This window comes from Nocardia brasiliensis IFM 10847 (assembly GCF_000710915.1).
Lineage (GTDB): Bacteria > Actinomycetota > Actinomycetes > Mycobacteriales > Mycobacteriaceae > Nocardia > Nocardia brasiliensis_A.
Map to the genome: position 1 here is coordinate 17987 of NZ_BAUA01000153.1, position 23373 is coordinate 41359.

The following is a 23373-nucleotide window of genomic DNA, read 5'->3' on the forward strand; positions in this document are numbered from 1 at the left end:
GCGAGGAGCGAGTGCATGATCTACGCGAGACCGGGGTCCGACACCAGCATCGTCAGTTTCGCCGGCCGTTACGACAACTTCATCGCCGGTGACTGGGCGCCGCCCATGACGGGGCGGTATTTCGACAACCCCTCCCCCGTGGACGGCGAAAACTTCTGTGCGGTGGCACGATCCAGTGCCGCCGATATCGATATGGCGCTGGAGGCGGCCCACGCCGCCGCCGAGCGCTGGGCACTCACCTCGGCGACCGAGCGCGCGAACATCCTGTTGCGGATCGCCGAGCGCATCGATGCGCACCGCGAGCGGCTCGCGGTGGCCGAGACCTGGGACAACGGCAAGCCGATCCGCGAATCCCTGGCCGCCGACCTGCCATTGGCGGTCGATCACTTCCGCTACTTCGCGGGCGCGATCCGGGCACAGGAGGGCAGCATCGCCGAGATCGACGGCGACACAGTCGCTTACCACTTCCACGAGCCGGTCGGTGTGGTGGGGCAGATCATTCCGTGGAACTTCCCGATCCTGATGGCCGCGTGGAAGATCGCGCCCGCCCTCGCCGCGGGCAACTGCATCGTGCTCAAGCCCGCGGAACAGACCCCGGTTTCGATCCTGCTCGTGGTGGAACTGATCGCCGATCTGCTGCCGCCCGGAGTTCTCAACGTGGTCAACGGTTTCGGTGTGGAAGCGGGAAAGCCGTTGGCCTCCAGTCCACGGGTGGCGAAGCTGGCGTTCACCGGCGAGACCACCACCGGGCGACTGGTGCTGCAGTACGCCAGCGAGAACATCGTGCCGGTGACGCTCGAACTGGGCGGTAAGAGCCCCAACATCTTTCTGCCCGACGTGCTCGCGGCCGACGACGAATACCTGGACAAGGCGATCGAGGGCTTCACGATGTTCGCGTTCAACCAGGGCGAGGTGTGCACCTGCCCGTCGCGCGCGCTGATCCACTCCTCGATCTACGACGAATTCCTGGCCCGCTGCATCGAGCGCACCAACGCCATCGCGGGCGGCGACCCGCTCGACGAGCACACCATGATCGGCGCGCAGGCCGGGCCCGATCAGTACGAAAAGATCCTGTCCTACATCGACATCGGACGACAAGAGGGTGCTCGGGTGCTGGCCGGCGGAGAGGCCCGCAAGGTGGACGGGCTGCCCGGCGGCTATTACATCCAACCCACGATCATGGCCGGCAGCAACACCATGCGGGTGTTTCAGGAGGAGATCTTCGGGCCGGTGGTCGCGGTGACCCGGTTCGACACCGTCGAGGAAGCGGTGCGCATCGCCAACGACACGCTCTACGGTCTAGGGGCCGGCGTCTGGACCCGGGACGGCAACACCGCGTTCCGGATGGGCCGCGCGATCAAGGCGGGCCGGGTGTGGACCAACTGCTATCACGCCTATCCCGCACACGCCGCGTTCGGCGGCTACAAGAAGTCCGGGATCGGCCGGGAGAACCACAAGATGGTGCTGAATCACTACCAGCAGACCAAGAATCTACTGGTCAGCTATGCGCCCAACAAGCAGGGGTTCTTCTGATGCAGCAGCGAGCGCAGCGGGTCGCCATCACGGACAAGGCACGAAATGTGTTGCGGCAGTTGATCGATTACCACGGCGCCGTGCTGTTGCACCAGTGCGACGACTACGGCGACGCCGGCTCGCCGCGCTGGTTCCCGGTGCGCGAATGCCAGGTCGGCAGCGCCGACGTGCTGCTCGGCTATCTGCCCTGGCACACCGAATTCTGGATGTGCGCCGAACAATACGAGGTGTGGAAGCACACGCACCTGACGGTGGACGTGGTGAGCGGACGCGGTAGCGGCTTCCCCCTGGAGGCGCCCGACGACGTGCGCTTCCGCATCCGATCCCGACTGCTCACCGATGCCGAAGTGGCGACATTGCCGCCGCCGCGCACCGGGGCCGATCGGATGACCTAGAACCTCCGGGCCTGCGGACCCCGAACGCGTCGCACGGCGCGGGCGAGGCCCGCGGCAGTGTCCGCCAGGTGGCGCACGACCACCTGGCGGGCGCTGATCAGCGTCCGGGCAGGAACCGCAGGCTGCGCGCGACCGACATCAGGAACCGCTGCCACCTGTCCTGCGAGACCAGCGGGGGCGCATCGAGATTCAGGAACCGGGTGACGACGACGGTCTGCGGCTCGGTGAACTTGAGCAGTCCGTCGGGGCCGTGCCTGCGTCCGACGCCGGAGATGCCCATGCCGCCCATCGGCGCGGCGGTGCTGCCCCAGGCGGGAGCGTAGCCCTCGTCCACGCACACGGTGCCTGCGTGCAACTGCTCGGCGATCCGCTCCCCCGCGGACTTGTTCGCGGCCCAGACACTGGCGTTCAGGCCGTATTCGGTGTCGTTGGCGAGCCGGACCGCCTCGGCGACGCTGTCGACCGGATAGATCGAGACCAGCGGGCCGAACGTCTCGTTGCGGCCGCATTCCATCTCGTCGGTGACCTCGGCCAGGACGGTCGGCTCGTAGAAGAGCGGGCCCAGGTCCGGCCGGGCCTTGCCACCGGCGAGCACCTTCGCACCCTTGGACGTGGCGTCGGCGACGTGCTTGGTCACCGTCTCCAGCTGGGCCTCGGAGATGAGCGAGCCGATATCGGCCGAATAATCGTAGGCCGCACCGAGTTTCGCCGCCTGCACGGCGGCGACGAACTTCTCGGTGAACTCGTCGGCGATCGAGCGTTCGACGTAGAGCCGTTCGATCGAGATACACAGCTGGCCCGCGTTGGAGAAACAGGCCCGCACCGCCGCCTTGGCGACCTTGTCCAGGTTCGCCCCCTGCGCCACGATCATCGGGTTCTTGCCGCCGAGTTCGGCGGAGAAGCCGATGAGCCTGCGTCCGCACTGTTCGGCCAGGGTGCGACCGGTCGCGGAGGAACCGGTGAACATCAGGTAGTCGCAACTGTCCACGATCGCGGTGCCGACCACGGTGCCCGGTCCCGGAATCACCGCGAGCAGGTCCCGCGGCAGGCCGGCCCGGTAGAGCAGTTCGGCGTTGGCCAGCGAAGAGAACGGAGTCTGGCTGTCCGGCTTGACCACCACGGCATTGCCCGCGATGAGCGCGGGGATCGAATCGCCGATGGACAGCAGCATCGGGTAGTTCCACGGCGCGACCACACCGACGACGCCCTTGGGCTGATGGCGCACCGACGTGCGGTTCAGCACCGGGAACGCGCCGGGCACGCTGTGCGCGCCGAGCAGGCCGGGTGCGGCCTTGGCGAAGTAGCGGGCCGCGAACATCAGGCCCATGATCTCTTCCTGCGCCGCCCAGCGCGCCTTGCCGGTCTCGGCCTGCACCACGTCCATCAGGAATTCGCGGTGCTCCACCACCAGCGCGCGATAACGTTCCAGCACCGCGGCGCGATCGGCGGCCGAACGCGCCGCCCAGCGCGTCTGCGCGGTCCTGGCCTTCTCGAACGCGGCTGTCACGTCGTCGGCTGTGCCGACCGGCACGCTGCCGAGCGGCTTACCGCTGAACGTCTCGGCGATCGTCTTACGCGCACGCTCGTCCGGATTGTCGATCGCGGCGAGCCCGCTCAGACGGTCGAAGACGGCGGCTTCCGGCGCGGGCATCGTGGCCTCCTACGTAGTCGATGCGATCTCGTGTTACCGCGAGGTACACACAATCTACGCCGTGCGCGGACCGCGCAGTACCGCGACAACGGTCATTGCCGCCGAAGCGGGACAGACGCAGCCGCGAATCGGCCCCCGAACGCCGCGCCGGCCGGTCACGCCGCCGTCGGCTGCCGTTCACGGCAAAGTCAACTCGAGTCTCATTCAGCGGGACACTGGTCCCGCCCAGTCCCTTTTGTGGTTTAGGTTGTGCCGATGTTCAGAGCGAGGCTCGGGGTCCGTACGCGGATCCTGGCAATCGCGCTCATTCCGAGCCTGACTCTGCTTGTGGTCGGCGTGGGCGCAGCGGGGTACCTGGTAGCCGAGGGGACCAAGGCGAAAGAGTGGGCGGTACAGAATCAGAACGCCATCCCGCAGACCAGAGAGCTCATGGAGGCGGTGCAGCAAGAACGCCGCCTGACCCTGGCCCAGCTCGCCGGTGACGACACCGTTGCGCCCGCCCTCGCCGCGGCCCGGATCCGCCTCGACGGTGCGATGCGCGGACTCATCGAGGTGTCGAACGGCCTTCGCGAAGTGGACGATTCGAAGATCGGCGACGACGTCGCGGGCTTCAACACGCTGCTCAGCCAGATGACGCAGGTGCGGATGGCGACCGATGCGGGCCAGCTGCCGCCCTCGGACGCCTACATGTTCTACAACCGGCTGCTCGACGTGATCTCGGTCGGCACCGGCATCGCCGAACAGACCGCACCGGACACCGAGATCGGCGTCGCGATCGCCGACGGCATGCGGTTTCTCAATGCGGCCGAAGCGATGTCGCGCAGCAACGCGCTCGGCGTCATGCTCGCCGCCGGCAACGGCGCCACACCCATCCCGGTCGAGGAATTCCTGCGCCAGGTCGGCTTCTACCACGCCGAGATCGGCAACCTGACCACCGAACTCAGCGCCGACAAGGCGCAGCACGACCGGCTGCAGGCGCTCACCGGCAGCAATGCCTGGCAGCAGCTGTCGCTGATGGAATCGGCTGTCGCACAGCGACATCTGACCACGCAGGCGGCGGCGAACAATTCGAGCAGTTCCAGCAGTTCCAGCAGTTCGAGCAGCTCCAGCAGTGCCAAGCAGCCCGCCCTGCCGTTGTCGAACGTGGAGTGGCAGAACGCCGCGTCCGAGGTGAACCGCGGCCTGATCGATGTGTGGATCGCGCAGAACCGGCACTCCCAGGAACTCGCCGAGGACAAGGCGAACAACTCCGCGGCCAACTCGCTGTACGCGGGCGGCGGTGTGCTCGTGGTCAGCATCGTCGCCTTCCTCATCGCGCTGGTGCTGGCCAACCGAATCATTCGCAGGCTCAAGCGTTTGCGCAGGCAGACCATCGCGATGGCGGACGAGCGACTGCCCGAGACGATGCGCAGGCTCAACGAGGGCGAAACCATCGACCCCGCGGTCGAAACGCCGGTGCTCGACTTCGGTCACGACGAAATCGGCCAGGTGGCCAAGGCTTTCCAGCACGCGCACGCCGCCGCCATCGGCGCCGCGGTCGCCGAGGCCCGCACCCGCGAGGGCGTGAAGTCGGTCTTCCTCAATATCGCGCACCGCAGCCAGATCGTGGTGCACCGGCAACTGGAGATCCTCGACGAAGCCGAACAGCGGCAAGAGGATCCGATCCTGCTCGACACACTGTTCCGGCTCGACCATCTGGCCACCCGGGAACGCCGCAACGCGGAGAACCTGACCATCCTCGGCGGCGGCCAGCCCGGCCGGCAGTGGCGCAACCCGGTGCCCCTGATGGACCTGGTGCGCAGCTCGGTCGGTGAAACGCTGGACTACGCCCGGGTTCGGGTGGCCCGGCTGCCCGAGGTGCACGTGGTCGGCACCGTGGTCGCCGACCTCATCCACCTGCTCGCCGAACTGGTGGACAACGCCACCGCGTTCTCCCCGCCGCAATCGCGGGTCGAGGTGAGCGGCAACGTGGTCGGCAAGGGCGTGGTCACCGAGATCAGCGATCAGGGCATGGGCATGTCCGAGGGCGAACTCGCCCGGCTCAACGACATGCTGCGCACCCCACCCGATTTCGGTGTCGCGGCGCTGTCGGCGGATTCCCGGCTCGGCCTGTTCGTCGTCGCCCAGCTCGCGGTGCGCCACGGTGTCACGGTGCGGCTGTCGGAGTCCGACTACGGCGGCATCAAGGCCATCGTGCTCATCCCGTCCGCACTCATCGTCACCGACTCGGTACCGCCGCAGACGCCTTCGGAGCTGACCGACCCCGGGCGACGCCGACGCCTGCCCGCTGCGCCCGTCGCCGAATCGGCGGCCGCGCCGCAGCCCGCCACCGGGGCCGTCGCCACCCTGGCGCCCGCATCACCGGCCCCGCAGGCGCCGCAGTACGCCGCACCGCAGCCCAACGGTGACACCAGGCCCGCCCTGCCCCGCCGCAGCAGGCAGGCCAATCTCGCTGCGCCGCTGGCAGAACCAACCCCCGAACCGCCCGCCTCGCCCGCCCCGCAGGCGCGGTCCGCGGAGCAGGCTCGTGATCTCATGTCCGCCATCGAGAACGGGACAAGGCAGGGCCGCCGCTCCGCTATCATCCCGGACGAACAGGAAGGGTAGGCGTGTCCGCTACTCCCACAGGTGATCTCAATTGGCTACTCGACGATCTCGTCGACCGGCTGGCCGGAGTACGGCACGCGGTGGTGCTGTCCACCGATGGACTGCTGCTCGGCCGCTCCAGCGCGATGACCCGCGAGGACGCCGAACATTTCGGCGCGATGTCCTCCGCGCTCTACGGTTTGGCCCGCAGCGCGGGTAACCGCTTCGACGGCGGCGGCGTGCGTCAGGCCGTCATCGAACTGGACCGGGCGGTGCTGTTCGTCACCTCGGCGGGCGACAACGCCTGTCTCGCACTGCAAGCGATCGAGTCCGCGAACCTCGGCATGGTCGCCTACGAGATGAACCTGACCGTACAACGGGTCGGCACCTATCTGTCCACTACGCCGAGACACGATCTCGTCGGGCAGGCAGAACCGCATCTGCCATGACCCAACCGCGTGAGCCCTGGTTCGACGAGGCGGCCGGCCCGCTGGTCCGGCCCTACGCGCTCACGCGTGGGCGCACCACCGGAGCAGGTCCCGAGCTGGACATGCTCACGTCGGTCGTCACCGACGAAGCCGCGGGCCCGCTGCGCCGAACCGAACCCGAATACGCCGATATCCTTCGGGTGTGCCGGGTTTCGCAATCGGTGGCCGAAGTCTCGGCACAGTTGCGTTTGCCGCTCGCGGTGACGAAGATCCTCGTCGGCGACCTGATCGGCGACGGGCAACTCATATTCCGTGCTCCGGTTCCGACGGAAGCCGGGCCCGAAGACCTCAACATATTGCGAGCGGTACTGGATGGAATCCGAAAAATTTGACCCGAGCGGCACGCCGCACCTGGCCGCCTCGGTCAAGATCCTCGTCGCCGGCGGGTTCGGCGTCGGCAAGACGACCATGGTCTCGGCCATCAGCGAGGTCGCCCCGCTGCGCACCGAGGAACTCATCACCGAGGTCAGCACCGGCGTCGACGATCTGTCCGGGGTGGAGTCGAAGACCACCACCACGGTCGCGCTGGACTTCGGCAGGCTCACCATCGACCGGGACCTGGTGCTGTATCTGTTCGGCACGCCCGGACAGGACCGCTTCTGGTTCCTGTGGGACGAGCTGGCCCGCGGCGCGCTCGGCGCCGTCGTGCTCGCCGATACCCGGCGCTTGGGCAATTCGTTTGCCGCCGTCGACTTCTTCGAGCGGCGGCGGCTGCCGTTCATGGTCGGCGTGAACTGTTTCGACGGCGCGCCGGTGTACACGGTCGACGAGGTGCGCGACGCGCTGGACCTCGATCCGCACACCCCCGTGCAGCTCTGCGACGCCCGCGATCGGGGATCGTGCAAGACGGTGCTGATGACGTTGGTGGAACATCTGATCGCGCGGGTGCAGCAGCCGATCGTCACCAGCTGAGCCCCCGCGCGATTCAGCCGGCCAGCGCCGCCGTGGTGGCGGCGAGGGCCTGCGCACGGTAGCTGCCGCCGAACAGCACCACGTGGATCAGCAAGTGGTGCAACTGATGCAGCGGGATACGCGCGCGCCAGCCCGCGGCCAGCGGGTGGAACTCGTGGTAGGCGGCGCGGATTCGGTCCAGGTGCGGGGCGCCGAACAGGGCGAGCATGGCCAGATCGGTTTCCCGATGCCCGCCGTGGGCGGCCGGATCGATGAGCAGGGCCCGCTCGGCGGTCCAGATCAGGTTGCCCGACCAGAGATCACCATGGATGCGCGCGGGCGGCTCCGGCGGGCCCGCCAGCAGGTCGATGCGGTCGATCACCCGCTCCAGCAAGCGAATTCCGTCGGGGCCGAGATGCGCTGCGGCTCGGGGCAGGTAGGGGGCGAGGCGATATTCGGCGTACCAGCTCCCCCACGGACCAGGGGAGGCGGTGTTGTCCAGGGGTAGTTCGGCGATCCACCCGGGCCAGGGCGCGCCGAAGGTCCGCGGTGAATTCGCGTGCAGCACAGCCAGTTCGCGACCAAGGCGCTCCGCTGTGGCGGCCGTCGCGCCGACGTCGTCCAACCAGGGCAGGGCGATGAGGTGCTCGTCGACGGCCAGCACGTCGGGGACCAGGCCATCGGTGGTGAGCCAGCGCAGACCGTTCGCCTCGGCGGCGAACACCGTGGTCGGTTCGGCGGACGCCTTCACGAAAACGCTACGATCGTCGGCCAAGTCGGCGCGATGCAGCGTCCACGCGTGACTGGCCCCGAGATCGGTCACGGCGCGGACCCGGGTGTCCAACAGGCCGCCGAGGTGCTGGACGAGGTTCATGCGGTGAGCTGCTTGCGCGTCTGCTCGTCGGCCGGGAAGAAGGATTCGATGGCGAGTTCGGCGACGGTGACGTTCATCGGCGTGCCGAACACGGTGGTGACGCTCAGGAAGGACAGTTCCGCGCCCTCGTGCCGCAACCGCAACGGGACCACCGACTGGTCGGGTTCGGGCAGCATCGGATCGATCTCGCCGCCCGGATAGGCGCGCAACTCCTCGAACAGTGCGGCCAGCTGCGGCGAACCGGTGACCTCGACCTGCCGGGCCAGCCGCGCGAACAGATGACCCCGCCATTGCGCCAGGTTGACGATGCGACCCGCCAATCCGTCCGGGTGCAGGCTCAGACGCAGCGCGTTCACCGGCGGTTGCAGCAGGGCCGGGTCGATGCCGGTGAGCATCAGCGCCACAACGGAATTCGCGTCGATCATGGTCCAGTTCTGGTCGATCGCCAGCGCCGGATACGGCTCGTGACCGATCAGGATCTGCTCCATCGCACCGCGGATCGCGTCCATCGCGGGCGTGTCCAGCGCCGGTTCCGCATAGGCCGGCGCGTACCCCGCCGCGAGCAGCAGCCGATTGCGCTCACGCAACGGTATGTCCAGGTGCTCGCTCAAATGCACCAGCATCGTCCGGCTCGGTGTCGCCCGCCCCGTCTCGATGAAGCTGAGATGCCGAGCCGAGGTCTGCGCCCGCCCCGCCAGCTCCAACTGACTCAGCCGTCGCTCCAACCGCCAATGCCGCAACAAATCCCCCGCCGTCCGCCCAGTCACCCCCCGATCCTACGAACACCCCCACCCGCAGACCATTACCTCCCAGGTAATGAACCCGCCGCGCCGCGCGCCCCTTCTGATCGAACGCAACTGACGTGGCGCGCTCACGCACCCCTGGCTCGCAACAGACGCACCGCCGGTTCCGGCACTTGCTCGGCGGCGACGGCCGCGGTGACTGTCACCCCGGCGGCGGCGAAATCTGTGGCGGCTCGGTCTATGTGGTCGGCGGAGGTGACGATTACGGCGGTGGTCGCGCCGATCTCGCGCATGAGGCGGGCGGTGTGGGCCGCGTTTTCGACGGTCGAGCGGGCCATGGGCTCGCGATGGATGCGGTCGGGGGCGATGCCGTTTGCGATGAGCCACTGCGCCATCGCGTCCGCCTCGGTGATGCCGTTGTGCGGGTTGCCGCCGGTCACGATGACCGGTGCGGCGGGGGCGAGCACTGCCTCGAGCCAGCCCGCACGCAGGCGGTCGACCAGGGTCGGTCGCATGGTGCCGTCGGGTAACAGACCGTAGCCGAGGACCACGATCGCGGTGCCTGGCGCGTAGCGCGGCGGCGGAGGCGAAATGACCAGCGGTGCACGCTTTTCCAATGCCGAGAGCACCACGCCGACCAGTTCGGCGAGCGGTGCGGGCAGCGCCCGCACCGCGTCCGCGGGCCGGATCGGTTCCGCGTGCGCGGGACACTGCGCGACCGCGACCGTGAGCCCCGCCAGCAGTCCCGTGGCCGGATATAGAATTCGCCGGAGCAGAGCGGAATTCTTGTTGCGCATAATATCTCCGCGACATCATGTGCGAGACGACAATGGCCTCGGCACAAAGGGAAGAATACGCAACAAGATTCGCCCGACTATCGGCGAAAAGCACTGATTCCGTTCCGTTCCTGGATAATTCACCGCCGTCGGCCGCACCACGCTGTGATGCCACGCCCCTGGCTGTGACCTCGATATATATTCGCAGGGCCGTTACTCGAGACCGATCACTATTGCGGCCCGTCCGATGGGACAAATCCCAATCGAGCCACCAATGCCGAACGCAGATACCACAATCCACCGGCCCGGGCCGGGTCGAAGCCGGTGAGTTCCCCGATGCGCCGCAGCCGATAGTCGACGGTATTCGGATGCACCCCGAGCTGTTCGGCGGTGCGCTGCCTGCTCAGATCGCTGTCGATGTAGAGCTGCAAGGTCTCCCGCAGATCCGGATGTTCGTCCAGCGGCGCGAGATGATGGCCGAGCACGTCGCGGCCGATCCCCGGACGACTCAACTGATGCTGCAACGCCAGTTCGGCGAAACGGTGCACGCCGGGCCCGCGACCCAATCGCTGTGCGGTATCGAGCAATTCGTGCGCTTGCCGGGCCGCTGCGGGCACCCCCTCGGGACGGGCGAGCACGACGGTGGCGGTGACCGGGACGCACGCCGCCGCGGCCAGCGCCTGCACCAGATCGTCGAGTTCGGCGTCGGCACGCGCGGTGCCGGGCACGAGTATCGTGCCCCCGTCGACCGAGAGCAGCGAGAGCGCCTGGCCGCCGAGTTCGGTCGCGAGCGCGGATTGCAGGCGGCGCAGCTTGCGCCGGGCGACCACCTGCCGATCCAGCTCGGGCCGTTCTTCGTCGGGGTGCGCGGGCAGCGCGATGGCGAGCACGAAATACTCTGCGGCGAAGGACAACTCGCTGCCCGCCAGGTGCCCGCCGAGCAGCGCCGAGGTCAGGTTGTGGGTCTCGGTCTGATGTTCGGCCGCGTCCGCCTTGTGCTCGCGGACGTAAGCCTTGCTCACCTCGACGGTGACCAGTTCGGACAGCTCGACCACCCGGGCGATGCCGGTGACCACGCCGAGCGCGTCCGCGGGGCCCGGCCGGGCGATCAGGTCCAGTCCGAGCTTGCACCCCTCGTTCACCGCGTGCAGCACCGTGTCGATGGGGATGCCCGCGCCGGCGCACTCCCCCGCGGCGGATTCCAGCCGATCGGTGACGGTGGGCACCGGATGCCCGTTCAACCGCTGGATCAACCACTCCAGGCAGATTCGTACCACGGCCTTGACCTCGCCGCGCTGCACGGTCTCCGCTATCGGGCCGGTCGCCAGATGAGTGATGACGGTCCGCGTCAACACGTCGAGATCGCGGGCGGACGACGAGATCTGGCGGCGTAGCACACCACATTCGGGGCGATCGAGACTGTCGATGGTCACCAGTGGCCTCCTAGTCTCCCTACTCCGCAGTCACTGCGGCGTTGGCGGCAAGTAACCGAGGACTTCTGCCACGCCGAGAACTTCGTTGTTACCGGGGTCTTTGTTCTTGGCAGCAACGGTAAACCGAGCGCCCGCTCACCTTCTACTCCTCTTTAGGCGGCCGGCGACAACCCCGCCTGTCGCCGCTCACCAGGCAAAATGCCAGACCGAGGCCCGCGGCATGGTGTATCGCGCAGTACCGGAGATAGCGAGGTGCTCACTTTTTCAGGCCTGGACCCGCTTGATCTCGGCATCCATCCAGGCGGCCATCATCCTGGCCGTCATCCGGACCGCCTCGGCCCGCTCGGCGGTGTCCACCTCGAGCGCCGAGGCCCGCAGTACCGCGGCGAAACCGGTGTTGATCAGCACGAAGGTCATCACGTCGTACTCGTGGTCGTCACCGGGGCCGAGTACCTGGATGACCATCACCTTCACCAGCAAGCGCAGCCGCGGTTCGAACTCGGGGATACCGCTGTTGTAGAACTGCACCCCGGCCACCAGCGCCCGCACCAGCAGCGCGTTCTCCACCAGTTCGTCGGTGATCACCTCCAGGATCTCGGTGATCACCTCCAGGCTGGGCTTCTCGCCGAGCCCGAACACCCGCTGGGAGAAGCGGCGCTCGATGTTTTCGAGCAGGCGCCGCAGCAGTTCCTCGACCATCACCGAGCGGTCGGTGAAGTACCGGTACACCGTCCCGATGCTGACCCCGGCCTCGGCCGCGATCCGGTTGGTCGAGGTGTTGGCGATACCGCGTTCGCCGAACAACCGGGCGGCGGTGTCGAGGATGTGCTCGCGCGTCGCCCGGGCACGTTCCTGGGTAGGACGCCTGCGCTCCCCCACGGCTTTCGACGGCATCGGGTACTCCTGCCTGCTGTCGTGCAGAAAATGAGCTTCGCTCAGTTTAGCCCCGCCCGGAAGTATGCGAGAGTGGGTGCCACCGCGTCACGCGGCATGTTGGGCCAACGGAGGTACGACAGTGGGCGATCGGGTGCCGAAGGGCCGTCTCGCGCGCGGCAGCAAGCTCGGCCGCCTGGCCGCGGGCCAGGCCCTGCGGGGCGTCGGAACCCGATTGTCCATGGTCGGGAAGCCTGAAGCGGCTCGGCAGGTCCTCGCCGAACGATCGACACTGCAAGCGGCACAACAGCTCGTCACCGTGCTCGGCGGCCTGAAAGGCGCGGCGATGAAGCTCGGGCAGATGCTCTCGGTGCTCGACGTCGATCTACTGCCGGAATCGCATCGGGAGATGTTCAGGGTCAAGCTCGCCGAATTGCGCGATCAGGCTCCCGCCGTGGCGTTTTCGACCATGCGCGCGGTGATCGAGGACGATCTCGGGCCGCTGGCACGGGTTTTCGCCGATTTCGACGAAACCGCGATCGCCGCGGCCTCGATCGGACAGGTGTATCGGGCCCGGTTGCACGACGGACGCCAGGTCGCGGTCAAGGTCAAATATCCGGGAGTGGACGCCGCCGTCGAGGCGGACATGCGCAATCTGGCGATGTTCAGCAAGTTGTGGAAGTCCATGCTGCCCAGCGCCGCCGACGCCGAGGTGCTCGACGAGATCGCACGCAATATCGGCAGCGAACTCGACTACCTGCGCGAGGCGCGGACCCAGCACCGGGTAGCCGCACGCTACCGCGGACACCCGTTCGTCACGGTGCCCGACAGCGTCGAAGAGCTCTGCGGTCCACAGGTTTTGGTGACGGAGTACCTCGAAGGTCAGCCCTACCAAGAGATTCGGCGGCTGCCGACCGCGGACCGGGACCGGATCGGCGAGCTGATCTATCGCTTCTACGTCGGATCCCTGTTCACCGATCTCGAATTCTGCGGGGACCCGCATCCCGGCAATATCCTGCTCGCGGCCGACGGCAGGCTCGGTTTCGTGGATTTCGGCCTCTACCACCGCATGGACCCGGAGCACGTCGAGGTGGAACGCGCCTGCTTGCAGGCGGCCGGCGAATGCCGCGCCGACGATCTGTTCGACATGTGGGTCGCGCGCGGCATCATCGATCCCGACTCCGGTGTCGACGCCGAGGAGGTACTCGACTACGTGTGGGCCGCCGCCGGTTGGCACCTGGTCGACGAGGAGATCACCATCACCCCCGAACTCGCCACGGGGGCTTTGATTCTCGCCGTCGACCCCAGAGCAGCCGAGTTCCGCGGCATGCGCAAACAGCGACTGCCCGCCGAGCACGTCTTCTCCCGGCGCGCCGATCTGTTCACCTTCGCCGCGCTGGGACAGCTGGAGACCACCAACAATTGGCACCGGATCGCCCGCGAGTGGCTCTACGACGAGCCGCCGGTCACCGAGATCGGACGAGCCACTCGACGGTTCCGCTGACCTACCCGGCCGATCCCGCGGCCGAGCGCGGCGCCGCGTCGATGAGTTCGACCATATCGGGCGATCCTCCAGCAGGAGAGCAGTTCTCGCTCGGTCTGCCGGACGCCGAAGCGTTCCTCGACGGCGACGAGACCGATCGCGACGGCGACCGAGCCGAGGCCGAGATCGCCGACGGCGGTCGTGGATCGAATGATCCGACCGCGCTCAACGAACGGCCCGGGGCGGTGCGGACATCAACTGTCGGACGATGATCCGGCCTCGGTCCCGGAAATAGACTCGCAGCGTGCACAAGGCACGAAAGGCCCGGCCGTGACGCCGCGCATCTTGGTGGTGGGCGGCGGTATCGCGGGCCTGACCCTGGCCGCGGCGTTGCGGCGCAACGGCATCGAGCCCACGGTCGTCGAACGGGTCGCCCGATACGGGGATGTCGGGTATGTGATCACGCTGTGGCCGATGGGTCGCGCGGTGGTGCGGCACCTGGGTCTCGGCGATCGCTTCGACGCGCTGACCGTGCCGATCAACACCTACGCCACCCACGTCGACGGCGGCGGAGCGCTGCGCGCGTTCGACTTCGGCGGCCGGCTCGGCGACGGTGTGCCCCGGGCGCTGCGGCGTGCCGAACTCATCGAATTGCTCGGGTCCTACGGCGGCGGCACCCGGGTGCGGATGGCGCGCACCGTCACCGACCTCGACCAGGACGAACGAATCGTGCGGGCGCGCTTCGACGACGGCACGACGGCCGAATTCGACGTGGTGGTGGGCGCCGACGGCATCGATTCGGCGGTGCGCGCCCTGATCGCGGGCCCTGTGCGCATGCGCCGCAGCGGCCTGCGGCTGTGGACCTGGTGGACGCCGGGCCAGGGGGTGGCGGCCGATGAGTCGCACGAATTCTGGGGTGTGGGAAGATATTTCGGCTACAACCCCACTACCGGCTCGGTAGGCTGTGCGGCCGCGCTGCCCGTCATGGGCGCGCCCGCCACTGCGACACAGCTGCGCGATCGACTGCGCGGGGTGGCCGGACCGATGGAGTGGATGATCGATGCGCTCGGCACCATCGATCGCGTCGGCTGCTTCGACCTCGACGATCTCCGGTTGCCGCAGTGGCGGTTCGGGCGCGTGGTGTTGCTCGGCGACGCGGGCGCGGCGTTTCTGCCGACCGCGGGGGTCGGGGCGTCGATGGCGATGGAATCGGCGCTGGTGCTCGCCGAGGAACTGTCGAAGGTGGACGCCGCCCAGGTCCCCGAGGCGTTGCGGCGGTACGTGCACCGCCGCCGGGCCAGGGTCGACGCGGTGCAGAACCGTTCACGCTGGTTGATCCCGGTGATGCAGCGTCGCACCAGGTTCGGCAGCGCGATGCGCAATGCCGTGCTGCGCGCGCTGCCGCAACGGATGGTGATCTCCGAGATCACCCGCTGGAATCCGTAACCCCGAACGCCGCTACACCGGGCTCGGCAACAGCGCGGCGGAAACGGCAGCACCCGTCCGGCGCGATACCTCGTCACGGGTCGAACTCCCCCGGGTAGCCGAAATACCGCACCGTCGGCGCGTGGTCGCCGCGACCGATGGCTTTCGCCAGTATCCGGCTCGGCCCCACCTCTACCAACCGCGTACAACCGAGGCGCGCGAGCGTCGCGAGCACGGCGGTCCAGCGCACCGGCGCGGTCAGCTGGCGTTCGGCCAGCACCCGCCAGCGCGCGGCGCTGTACAGCCCGGCATCGGCGTTCGCGACGACCGCCACGCCGGTCCGCTCGAATTCCGCCGTCGCCAAAGCCCGCCGCAGCAGCGGTACCGCAGGCCGCATGAGCGGGGTGTGGAACGCACCGCCGACCGGTATCCGCACCACTTTCAGCCGCGCCAGTTTCGCCTCCTGGGCCACCGCGTCGACACCCTCAGCAGTACCGGACACCACGACCTGACGCGGCCCGTTCAGATTGGCCACCCAGACCCGCGCGCCACCGGCCCGCGCCGCGGCGGCGAACGCCTCGACCACTTCGCTGCTCGCGCCGAGGATCGCGGCCATCGTGCCGGGACACCGCAACGTCGCGGTGCGCATCGCCGCACCCCGCGCGGCCACGAGTTTCGTACCGGTCTCGGGTGTCAGCGCCCCCGCCGCCACCAGTGCGGTGTACTCCCCCAGGCTGTGTCCGGCGCAGGCGTGGATCGGACCGATCGAGCGATGCTCGATCAGATAGTCCAGCGCCAGCAACGACATGGTGAAGATCGCGAGTTGCGCCGAATCCGTTCTGCGCAACTCCGATTCGCCGGTGCGCAGGAGCAACTCGGCGACATCGCGCCCGGTCCAGCCGGAGACCTCGTCGACGATCCGCCACTGCGCGGTGTCGCGCCATCGCTCGCCCATCGCCGGACGTTGCGCACCCTGGCCGGGAAAGATCAGGGCGCAGCGCTGCGGCCCGGCGGGCCGTATATCGAGCACGGGACGAGCGTAACGCCCGCTGCGGCAGCGGTATTCGGTCAGACGTTGAGCGCGGTTCACCGAACGCACGATGATTCGCACCGGCCGGCGTCGATACGCTCCCGGTAGCCGGGCCCCGCGGCCGCGTCGGCACCGGCCCGCTGCTCGACGAGAGGCAACCGTGGACACGACCGCAACGACAACTCGTCCTTCGTCCGATGGCAGCCGAAACGCACTGTCGGAGTTACGCTTCGAACAGACCGTGCCGCGTTCGCTGGTACACCGCAGCGCCGTCAACGAAGTGTTGCTCACCGACGCCGCGGTGCTCGGCAAGCGCGAATGGGCGGTGGCCGCGATGCTGCCGCGCAGCCACGTGCTGTTCAACGACGGCGGCAATCCGGACTACCTGGATCCGATCGCGATCATGGAGGTCACCCGGCAGGTGACCGAGTACGTGGCGCACGCGTTCGTCCAGGTGCCGGACAATCAGTTCCTGGTCTTCCGCGATATGCGGATCGAGGTCTTCGCGCCCGAGTTCCTGCGCGCCGCGCCCGCGCCCGCTCGGGTGGTGACCATCGTCAACGCCCGTACCTCCGAGCGGCTCGCGCAGCACCCCGTGACGATCATCGTCGACGGCAACGAGTGCGCCAGGGCCGGCGGCCGATGGCTGCCGTTGCCTCAGCACTACTACGACTACACCCGGGAGAAGGCCCGCAAGAAGACGCTCGCGCGCGGACCCGAACTCGCGCGGCCCGTCGACCCCGCCGCGATGCTCGCACCGCGGCGGGTCGGCCGGGAGCACCCGAAGAACGTCCTGCTCGCGCACGGCTCGACGACCACGGCGGGCGGCATGTCCTTCCGGCTGGCCTTCGATCCGGCGCACCCGTTCTTCTTCGACCATCCGATGGACCACGTGCCCGGCATGTTGCTGCTGGAGGCCGCCCGCCAGGCGGCCCTGGCGACCCTGGCCGAGCACCGGGGCGTGCTGCCGCAGCGCTGTCTGCTCGTCGGGTGCGAGGTCGACTTCGGCAACTTCTGCGAGCCCGACCTGGTCACGCACTGCACGGCTGCGATCGACGAAACATATTCCGGCGCTGCCGGTTTCCCACGGCGGCGGGTGCGCGTCGGCTTCCAGCAGGCGGGCGCGGCGCTCGGCGCCGTCACCCTCGACCTGCTCGACGAAACCGGTTCGGGCTGAAGGGGGCACGAACGTGACGACACCGGAACGAGTCGCGGTGGTGGGGTCCGGTGTCTCCGGGGTCTCCGCCGCGCTGGCGTTGCACCGGGCCGGCTGCGCGGTGGAGATCTTCGAACTGGAGGATCGGGTCGGCGGCCGCGTCGGCGCGGCCGAACTGGACGGACGCGCAGTGTTGCTGGGTGGCAAGAACATCGGGCGCCGCTACACCCGGCTGCGGGCGATGCTCGAGCTGCTGGGCGGTACCGGATACGAGCCGTTCGGCATCAACACGGCGCGCATCGTCGCGGGCAAGCTGGTGCCGCTCGACAGCGCGAACCGGACCGCGACCATGACTGCCATTGCGCGCATGTGCGATTGGCGCGACCTGGGCAAGCTCGACGGGCTCGCCAGGAGGGTCCGCGCGACGGACTCGGCCCGCTTTCTCGGCTCCGAGCTCGCCGCGAAGCTGGCACGCCGGGACGATCGGCCGCTGTCGGCACATTTCGGCCGCGATACCACCGCCAACTTCCTCCGTCCGATCACCGTGCGGATGAACGGCGCCGAGCCAGAGGAGAGCTACCTCGGCAATTTCGGTGTCAACATGGGCATGCTGCTCGACCGCTTCGACCAGCCGACCACCGGACTTGCCACACTCCTGGCGCGCATCGAGGCGTGCGCCGAGATCCGATACCGCACCACAGTCACCCGCATCACGCGGGGCGAGGGCCGGATATACGTCGAGGCGATCGATGCCTACGGCCGATCCAGCCGGACGCGATATGACGCCGTCGCGGTGTGCACGCCCGCCTACGCGGCGGCGCCGTTGCTGGCCGCGCTCTCGGAAACGGCGGCGGGACTGCTGCGTTCGGTCCGGTACTGCCCGGCCACCGTCGCGGTGGTGGGCTATGCGCACGACGTCTTCGCCGCCGATGTGCGCGCGCTCGCACTGGACGACCAGCCGTGCAGCAATGTCGGCAGCTACGGCAAAGAGACGAGAAACGTTGTCCGGTACACCTTCTCGGGCAGGCACGGCCGCCTGAGCGAACCCACCGAGGCCGAGGTGCTCGAGCTGGTCACCGAGACCGAACAGCGCCTGCGCGCCCACCTCGGCACGGTGCCGCAGCCCAGAACCGCGGCGGCCATCCGGCATTGGCCGCGCGCGTACTGTGCCTACCTGCCGCACTACGACACCTTCCTCGCCGCTCTCGCCACCGCGGTCGCACCGCTCAGCGGGATCGCCCTGGCCGGTGACTATCTGCTCGGCACCTCGCTCGAAGCCTGCTGCCGTTCCGGCGAGAACGCGGCCGCGGCACTGCTCGCGGCGCCGCTGCCGCAGGGAGCGCACAGGTGAGAATCCTGATCGTCGGCGGCGGCATCGCCGGGCTCACCCTGGCCGCACGGCTACGCCAGCGTGGAGTCCGCCCCACCGTGATCGACACGATCAGCAGTTACGACAGCCACGGTTCCGCGATCACCCTGTGGCCGGCGGGCAGCCGGGTACTGCGTGACCTCGGCCTGTGGAACTCCTTCATCCACACCAGCGCGCCACTGCGGCGCTATGTCGTGCACGACCGCGACGGCGCCGTGCTGCGCACCTTCGATCTCGAACGATTGGGCGCGCGAACGGGTTTGCCGCGGGCCACCCCGCGCGCCGAATTGCTCGCCATCCTCGAATCCGCCAACGGTGGCACGCCGGTCGACCTGGAGACCGAGGTTGCCAGGATGCGCCAGATCGGTTCGACCGTGCGGGTGCGCTTCGCCGACGGGCGCGAGCGCGATTTCGATCTCGTCGTCGGCGCCGACGGCATCCGCTCGCGCACCAGGCAGCAGGCGCAATTGCACACTGCCGAACGCCGCTTCGGCTGGCGCATCTGGTGCTGGTGGGCCCGACGCGGCAGTACGCCGCCGGGCGAGCTGCACGAGACCTGGGGCCTGCGGCGCATCGTGGCGGCGTACCCGACCCAGGACCGGGTGGCCTGTTTCGTGGCGATTTCGGGTGCGTTCGACGGCACGGACCCGCATCGCTGGCCGCCGAGCGAGCGCCGCCGCATCGACGACTGCGTGATCCTGCGGACGTTACGCGACGCCGACCGGGTCGAATGCCTGGACCTGGTGGAAGTCACCGTCCCCCAGTGGGTTCGGGGACGCGTCGTACTGCTCGGCGACGCCGCGGCCGGTCTGGTGCCGACGACCGGTATCGGAGCGTCGCTGGCGATGGAATCGGCGGCGGTACTCGACGACGAACTGGTGCGCGTCGGCACCGCCGACATCGATATCGCCCTCACCAGATTCGCGCGCCGCCGCATGCCCCGGGTGGACGCCGAACAGCACCGCGCCCGGGTGGTCGGCGACGTAATGATGCTCGAATCCCCTATCGCGCGGCACTTCCGGGACCTCGGGTTGCGCTATTTCCCGACGTCCGTGCTGTGCCGCGAGCTCGACCGCTGGAACCGAGGGAGAACACCATGACCACCCCGCTCGACGACATTCCCGGCCTGTTCCGATGCGAGACGGTCTCGCGCACCGATGCCACCGCCGAATTGCTGGCGTTGACCAAACGACTGCGCAACGGCCCGCTCGACCAGGACGTGTACACCGTGCATCAGCACGTCGATTGCCCGCCCGAAGCGCTCTACGACTACCTGCTCGATATTCGCAGCGTGGAGGAATTCACCTACAGCATGCGCAATTTCCGCCCCGCGGGCGGCACCGGGCGCTACGTCGGGGAGGACGCCACCGATCCCGGCACGAAGATCCACCTGCGCATCAGCGGTAATCGGGAGGTCGGCACCGTCGACTACGAGTCGGCGTTCGATCAGGGCGACGATCTGTGGATGGTGTTCTGCGGTCGCGTATTGTCCGCGCACCGGGTGCAGCGGCGCAGCGGCGCCCTGGTGTCGTGGACGATCTGGCGGCATCCGTATTACGACCGAAACCCGTATCCGCACCTGTCCCCGCGCCGCGGCCGGGTCTGGCCCGGGTCGATGTGGCCGCTGTTCCACGCCTGTGATGTGCTCGAACTGCGCAATATGCAGCAGATTCTCGAACATCGGCTGCGCTGCGCCGTGCGGGGTACCGCGCGATGACCGATATCTACGGTGTCGCGGCGGAGTTCTACGATATCGCCGGTCGCCCGTACTGGAAGTCGCGCACCGCCGCTTTGGTGGCCGCGATGTCGCCTGCCGCACAGTCTGGTTCGCCCATCGTGGACGTGGGCGCGGGCACCGGGCTGGTCGTCGAGATCCTCGGCGCGGCGGTGCCCGGCGTCCCGATCCTCGCGATCGAGCCCTCACCCACCATGCGCGCGGCGCTCGCGAGCCGCGTACTCGCGGATCCGGCACTGGCCCGGCGGGTGACCATCGCGGCGACCACGCTCGAGAACGCTTCTCTGCCAGAGCGATTCGGCGGCTTGGTGGCCTGCGGCGTGCTCGGCTACTTTTCGTCCGCGGACCGGCGGCGGTTGTGGCGGCTGCTCGCCGAGCGACTCGCCCCGGACTGTCACGCGGTCGTGGACGCCGCGCCGTTTCCCGCCGATCGCGCGGTGCGGCCGATCCTGGTCGGCGTCGCGCGCGTCGGCCGGTGCCGACACGAACTGTGGATCGGATCGCGCCCCGCTGGCAAGCCTGGACGGATCGAACTGACCACGCTCTGCCGGGTGACACAGGACGGGCGAACGGTGCGGGAGTCGGCGAGCACGCAGCAGTGGTGGGCCGTCGACATGCGCACGATCATCGCCGAGACCACCGCCGCCGGACTCGAATGTCGCCGGGCGGGTTGGGATCTCGCGATCCTGCGGACGATCCCGGCACCGGCCCTCGATGGTATGCGGAGCGCTACCGCGGACTCCATCGAGCGTTGAGTCAGGTGTGATCGATCGGCCGAGGAAACACAGCCGTACCCAAGGCTATCGTCAATGCACTCGGCCGGATCGCACCCAGCACACAAGGAGTGTCATGCCGAATCAGATTGCCTCGGAGCCGGATTCGACGTTCTGGCACGGATTCACCAATATGCGCGGCTTTCGCAGGCGCGGCATCAGCATCGCCGCCGCGGACGGCGTGTGGGTGGTGGACACCGAGGGCAAAAGATATCTCAACGCATTCGGCGGTCTGTGCAATCTGAGTCTCGGCGGCGCGCATCCGGAGATCATCGACGCCATCCGCGAGCAGGCGGGCAAGCTGCTCTACTTCCCGATCGAACGCGCCACCCATCAGGCGGCCGACGACTACGCTCGTCGCCTGGCCGCGGTGACGCCGGAGGGACTCAACACCGTCTTCTACGCCTCCACCGGGTCCGAGGCCAACGAAACCGTGCTGAAAATGATGCGCCAGTATCAGCGGCTCCGCTTCGGCGACGACACCACCAAACTGGGTGTGATCGCCTTGGATCGGGCGTATCACGGCGTCACCTACGGCGCGTTGAGCGCCACCGGATCCGCGTTCCGCCGCTTCCGCAAGCAATTCGAGCCGTTGACTCCCGGCTTCCATCACGCACCCTCGCCATACGCCTACCGCTGTGCATCCGGTTGCGCCGGAACGTGCACGCTCGCGTGCGCGGACACGATCGAGACGATGATCGAGCGGCTGGGTGCGCACAACATCGCGGGCGTGCTCGTCGAGCCGGCGCTGGGCGTCGGCGGCGCGATCGTGCCGACCCGCGAATACCACGAGCGGTTGCGCGAGATCTGTGATCGCAACGACCTGCTGCTCGCCTACGACGAGGTGATCACCGGATTCGGCAGGCTCGGCGAGTGGTTCGGCGCCGACTACTTCGGGGTGCGGCCGGACTTCATGGCACTGTCCAAGGGCATCAACAGCGGCTACCTGCCGTTCGGGGCGGTCGTCGTGCGCGACGTCGTCTACCGCGAATTCCTCTCCACCGTAGACGGTTTCATCGCGACGGGAAGCACCACCAACGGCAATCCGCTGTGCTGCGCGTCCGCACTGGCGACCCTGGACATCATGCAGCGCGACGGGATCGTCGATCAGGTGCGCCAGACCGGTAAGTACTTGTTCGACAAGTTCGAGAACCTGCGCGAGCACACCATCGTCGGCGATATCCGCGGCGCCGGGCTGCTGATGGGTATCGAGCTGGTCAAGGACCGCGCGACCAAAGAGCCCATCCCGCAACAGCAATGGCAGGTGATCGAGGATCGGCTCGCCCTGAGCGGGCTGATCATCGGCAGCCAGGGCGCGGAGGGCCTCGGCGGCACCATCGGCATCGTGCCGCCGCTCACCATCACGACCGACGAGGTCGACGAACTCTATCGCCGCCTCGACGGCGTGCTCGCCCGCTACGCCCGGCTCACCGCCAAGGGCTGAAATCGGCGCCGCAGACAGAACAACCACATGTACACCGATCCGAGGAGGAACGCCGTGGCGTCCATGCTGAGTCCGGACGAACTGTCCGACATCGTGCGCAACGCGGTCGCGTTGGCACTGGCCGTCGAACTCGACGACGTGACATCGGGCAAACTGCTGATTCCGGAGCTCGGCGCGGAATCGATCGACTTCCTGGACATCACGTTCCGGCTAGAGCAGTTCCTGCCGATCTCCGTGCCGCGCGACGATCTGAACGAACAGGCCGAGGACGTGTTCGGCGCGGGCGCCGCGGTCGACACCTTGCGTCGGCTCACCCCGCTCGGCGCGTACCTGGTGCGCGAACGGCTGCTCGGCGTCGATCTCAGCAAGGTCGAGCCCGGCATGCGGGTCGAGGACGTGGCCGCGCTCTGGACGGTGGAGACCTGGAGCGGTCTGTGCCGGCGGCTGCTGGACACGATCCCGGAGCAGTGCCCGGCCTGCGGCGGCGCCAGGGCCTTCCGCCGCAACGACGACGGTGAGTTCCGCGCCGAATGTGACAGCTGCGGAGCCGAACTCGTGGCGATCCCCGGAGACGAGCTGAACCAGAACTGGTTCGAGGAGATCCGCGAGCTCGACGAGGTCGCCCGGCTGGTCGAGCAGAGCCGGGCACAGGCGGCCGCGGCCGAGGCCGCCACCGCACAGTCGGGCGCACCCGCCGGCGCGATCGCGGAGTGAG

At 68.4% G+C, this 23373-nt stretch carries 23 protein-coding genes; 16 read left to right on the forward strand and 7 right to left on the reverse strand.

What is annotated here, in order from left to right; genetic code table 11:
* Positions 1-15 precede the first annotated feature (15 nt).
* Positions 16-1533, forward strand: a complete 1518-nt coding sequence (exaC, locus tag NBRGI_RS29745; RefSeq protein ID WP_029900508.1) for an acetaldehyde dehydrogenase ExaC — start codon at positions 16-18, stop codon at positions 1531-1533.
* Positions 1533-1928, forward strand: a complete 396-nt coding sequence (locus NBRGI_RS29750) for a DUF779 domain-containing protein (protein WP_029900509.1) — start codon at positions 1533-1535, stop codon at positions 1926-1928. Before exaC ends, NBRGI_RS29750 begins: the two co-directional genes overlap by 1 nt.
* 97 nt (positions 1929-2025) lie before the next feature.
* Here the strand turns inward: NBRGI_RS29750 and NBRGI_RS29755 are convergent, their stop codons facing one another.
* Entirely contained in the window at positions 2026-3579 is a 1554-nt protein-coding gene (locus NBRGI_RS29755) for a succinic semialdehyde dehydrogenase (protein ID WP_029900510.1), read from the reverse strand.
* A gap of 255 nt (positions 3580-3834) precedes the next feature.
* On the opposite strand from NBRGI_RS29755, the gene NBRGI_RS29760 reads away from it, so the two are divergent.
* From NBRGI_RS29760 to NBRGI_RS29775, 4 genes are read left to right on the forward strand one after another with little or no spacing between them, the layout of a single operon-like run.
* The gene (locus NBRGI_RS29760; protein WP_029900511.1) at positions 3835-6186 is read left to right on the forward strand and encodes a sensor histidine kinase; all 2352 of its coding nucleotides are present in this window, start codon (positions 3835-3837) and stop codon (positions 6184-6186) included.
* A gap of 2 nt (positions 6187-6188) precedes the next feature.
* Positions 6189-6614: a roadblock/LC7 domain-containing protein gene (locus tag NBRGI_RS29765; RefSeq protein ID WP_036561466.1), complete on the forward strand. Its 426-nt coding sequence runs from the start codon at positions 6189-6191 to the stop codon at positions 6612-6614.
* Positions 6611-6985: a DUF742 domain-containing protein gene (locus NBRGI_RS29770; protein ID WP_029900513.1), complete on the forward strand. Its 375-nt coding sequence runs from the start codon at positions 6611-6613 to the stop codon at positions 6983-6985. The genes NBRGI_RS29765 and NBRGI_RS29770 overlap by 4 nt, the downstream gene beginning before the upstream one ends.
* Positions 6966-7565, forward strand: a complete 600-nt coding sequence (locus NBRGI_RS29775; protein WP_014986023.1) for a GTP-binding protein — start codon at positions 6966-6968, stop codon at positions 7563-7565. Before NBRGI_RS29770 ends, NBRGI_RS29775 begins: the two co-directional genes overlap by 20 nt.
* Before the next feature lie 13 nt (positions 7566-7578).
* Here the strand turns inward: NBRGI_RS29775 and NBRGI_RS29780 are convergent, their stop codons facing one another.
* From NBRGI_RS29780 to NBRGI_RS29800, 5 genes are all read right to left on the reverse strand, one after another.
* A complete protein-coding gene (locus tag NBRGI_RS29780; protein WP_036561469.1) occupies positions 7579-8418 on the reverse strand; it encodes a fructosamine kinase family protein in 840 nt (279 codons plus the stop codon).
* A complete protein-coding gene (locus tag NBRGI_RS29785; protein WP_029900515.1) occupies positions 8415-9185 on the reverse strand; it encodes a helix-turn-helix domain-containing protein in 771 nt (256 codons plus the stop codon). The genes NBRGI_RS29780 and NBRGI_RS29785 overlap by 4 nt, the downstream gene beginning before the upstream one ends.
* 104 nt (positions 9186-9289) lie before the next feature.
* Entirely contained in the window at positions 9290-9958 is a 669-nt protein-coding gene (locus tag NBRGI_RS29790) for a YdcF family protein (protein WP_029900516.1), read from the reverse strand.
* A gap of 209 nt (positions 9959-10167) precedes the next feature.
* Entirely contained in the window at positions 10168-11370 is a 1203-nt protein-coding gene (locus NBRGI_RS29795; protein ID WP_029900517.1) for a PucR family transcriptional regulator, read from the reverse strand.
* Between the two features lie 264 nt (positions 11371-11634).
* Positions 11635-12264 (reverse strand): TetR/AcrR family transcriptional regulator, encoded by a 630-nt coding sequence (locus NBRGI_RS29800; protein WP_029900518.1) that lies wholly within the window; start codon positions 12262-12264, stop codon positions 11635-11637.
* A 121-nt stretch (positions 12265-12385) separates the two neighbouring features.
* On the opposite strand from NBRGI_RS29800, the gene NBRGI_RS29805 reads away from it, so the two are divergent.
* Genes NBRGI_RS29805 through NBRGI_RS29815 form a run of 3 tightly spaced genes read left to right on the forward strand, consistent with a single transcriptional unit; the run spans position 12386 to position 15172 of the window.
* Positions 12386-13747 carry an ABC1 kinase family protein gene (locus NBRGI_RS29805; RefSeq protein WP_029900519.1) on the forward strand — a complete coding sequence of 454 codons (1362 nt, stop codon included), beginning with the start codon at positions 12386-12388 and terminating at the stop codon, positions 13745-13747.
* A 41-nt stretch (positions 13748-13788) separates the two neighbouring features.
* Positions 13789-13998 (forward strand): hypothetical protein, encoded by a 210-nt coding sequence (locus tag NBRGI_RS49785; protein ID WP_029900520.1) that lies wholly within the window; start codon positions 13789-13791, stop codon positions 13996-13998.
* A gap of 58 nt (positions 13999-14056) precedes the next feature.
* Entirely contained in the window at positions 14057-15172 is a 1116-nt protein-coding gene (locus NBRGI_RS29815) for an FAD-dependent oxidoreductase (protein WP_029900521.1), read from the forward strand.
* A gap of 73 nt (positions 15173-15245) precedes the next feature.
* Here the strand turns inward: NBRGI_RS29815 and NBRGI_RS29820 are convergent, their stop codons facing one another.
* The gene (locus NBRGI_RS29820; protein WP_063726330.1) at positions 15246-16181 is read right to left on the reverse strand and encodes an ACP S-malonyltransferase; all 936 of its coding nucleotides are present in this window, start codon (positions 16179-16181) and stop codon (positions 15246-15248) included.
* Positions 16182-16341: 160 nt separating this feature from the next.
* Between NBRGI_RS29820 and NBRGI_RS29825 the strand changes: the two genes are divergently transcribed.
* From NBRGI_RS29825 to NBRGI_RS45545, 7 genes are all read left to right on the forward strand, one after another.
* A complete protein-coding gene (locus NBRGI_RS29825) occupies positions 16342-17358 on the forward strand; it encodes a ScbA/BarX family gamma-butyrolactone biosynthesis protein (protein WP_158439939.1) in 1017 nt (338 codons plus the stop codon).
* Positions 17359-17371: 13 nt separating this feature from the next.
* Positions 17372-18688 carry an FAD-dependent oxidoreductase gene (locus tag NBRGI_RS29830; protein ID WP_051728130.1) on the forward strand — a complete coding sequence of 439 codons (1317 nt, stop codon included), beginning with the start codon at positions 17372-17374 and terminating at the stop codon, positions 18686-18688.
* Positions 18685-19806, forward strand: coding sequence for an FAD-dependent oxidoreductase (locus tag NBRGI_RS29835; protein ID WP_029900525.1), 1122 nt, complete (start codon positions 18685-18687; stop codon positions 19804-19806). Before NBRGI_RS29830 ends, NBRGI_RS29835 begins: the two co-directional genes overlap by 4 nt.
* The gene (locus NBRGI_RS29840; RefSeq protein WP_029900526.1) at positions 19803-20423 is read left to right on the forward strand and encodes a hypothetical protein; all 621 of its coding nucleotides are present in this window, start codon (positions 19803-19805) and stop codon (positions 20421-20423) included. Before NBRGI_RS29835 ends, NBRGI_RS29840 begins: the two co-directional genes overlap by 4 nt.
* The gene (locus NBRGI_RS29845; RefSeq protein WP_051728131.1) at positions 20420-21196 is read left to right on the forward strand and encodes a class I SAM-dependent methyltransferase; all 777 of its coding nucleotides are present in this window, start codon (positions 20420-20422) and stop codon (positions 21194-21196) included. Before NBRGI_RS29840 ends, NBRGI_RS29845 begins: the two co-directional genes overlap by 4 nt.
* 94 nt (positions 21197-21290) lie before the next feature.
* Positions 21291-22658, forward strand: a complete 1368-nt coding sequence (locus NBRGI_RS29850; protein ID WP_051728132.1) for an aminotransferase family protein — start codon at positions 21291-21293, stop codon at positions 22656-22658.
* A gap of 54 nt (positions 22659-22712) precedes the next feature.
* Positions 22713-23372: an acyl carrier protein gene (locus tag NBRGI_RS45545; RefSeq protein WP_148310989.1), complete on the forward strand. Its 660-nt coding sequence runs from the start codon at positions 22713-22715 to the stop codon at positions 23370-23372.
* The last annotated feature ends 1 nt before the right edge of the window (position 23373 follow it).

Excerpts from the sequence above, each read along its gene's own strand:
- exaC (WP_029900508.1), top strand. The coding sequence starts at position 16 with ATGATCTACGCGAGACCGGGGTCCGACACCAGCATCGTCAGTTTCGCC.
- NBRGI_RS29750 (WP_029900509.1), top strand. The coding sequence starts at position 1,533 with ATGCAGCAGCGAGCGCAGCGGGTCGCCATCACGGACAAGGCACGAAAT.
- NBRGI_RS29755 (WP_029900510.1), bottom strand. The coding sequence starts at position 3,579 with ATGCCCGCGCCGGAAGCCGCCGTCTTCGACCGTCTGAGCGGGCTCGCC.
- NBRGI_RS29760 (WP_029900511.1), top strand. The coding sequence starts at position 3,835 with ATGTTCAGAGCGAGGCTCGGGGTCCGTACGCGGATCCTGGCAATCGCG.
- NBRGI_RS29770 (WP_029900513.1), top strand. The coding sequence starts at position 6,611 with ATGACCCAACCGCGTGAGCCCTGGTTCGACGAGGCGGCCGGCCCGCTG.
- NBRGI_RS29775 (WP_014986023.1), top strand. The coding sequence starts at position 6,966 with ATGGAATCCGAAAAATTTGACCCGAGCGGCACGCCGCACCTGGCCGCC.
- NBRGI_RS29780 (WP_036561469.1), bottom strand. The coding sequence starts at position 8,418 with ATGAACCTCGTCCAGCACCTCGGCGGCCTGTTGGACACCCGGGTCCGC.
- NBRGI_RS29790 (WP_029900516.1), bottom strand. The coding sequence starts at position 9,958 with ATGCGCAACAAGAATTCCGCTCTGCTCCGGCGAATTCTATATCCGGCC.
- NBRGI_RS29800 (WP_029900518.1), bottom strand. The coding sequence starts at position 12,264 with ATGCCGTCGAAAGCCGTGGGGGAGCGCAGGCGTCCTACCCAGGAACGT.
- NBRGI_RS49785 (WP_029900520.1), top strand. The coding sequence starts at position 13,789 with ATGAGTTCGACCATATCGGGCGATCCTCCAGCAGGAGAGCAGTTCTCG.
- NBRGI_RS29840 (WP_029900526.1), top strand. The coding sequence starts at position 19,803 with ATGACCACCCCGCTCGACGACATTCCCGGCCTGTTCCGATGCGAGACG.
- NBRGI_RS29845 (WP_051728131.1), top strand. The coding sequence starts at position 20,420 with ATGACCGATATCTACGGTGTCGCGGCGGAGTTCTACGATATCGCCGGT.
- NBRGI_RS29850 (WP_051728132.1), top strand. The coding sequence starts at position 21,291 with ATGCCGAATCAGATTGCCTCGGAGCCGGATTCGACGTTCTGGCACGGA.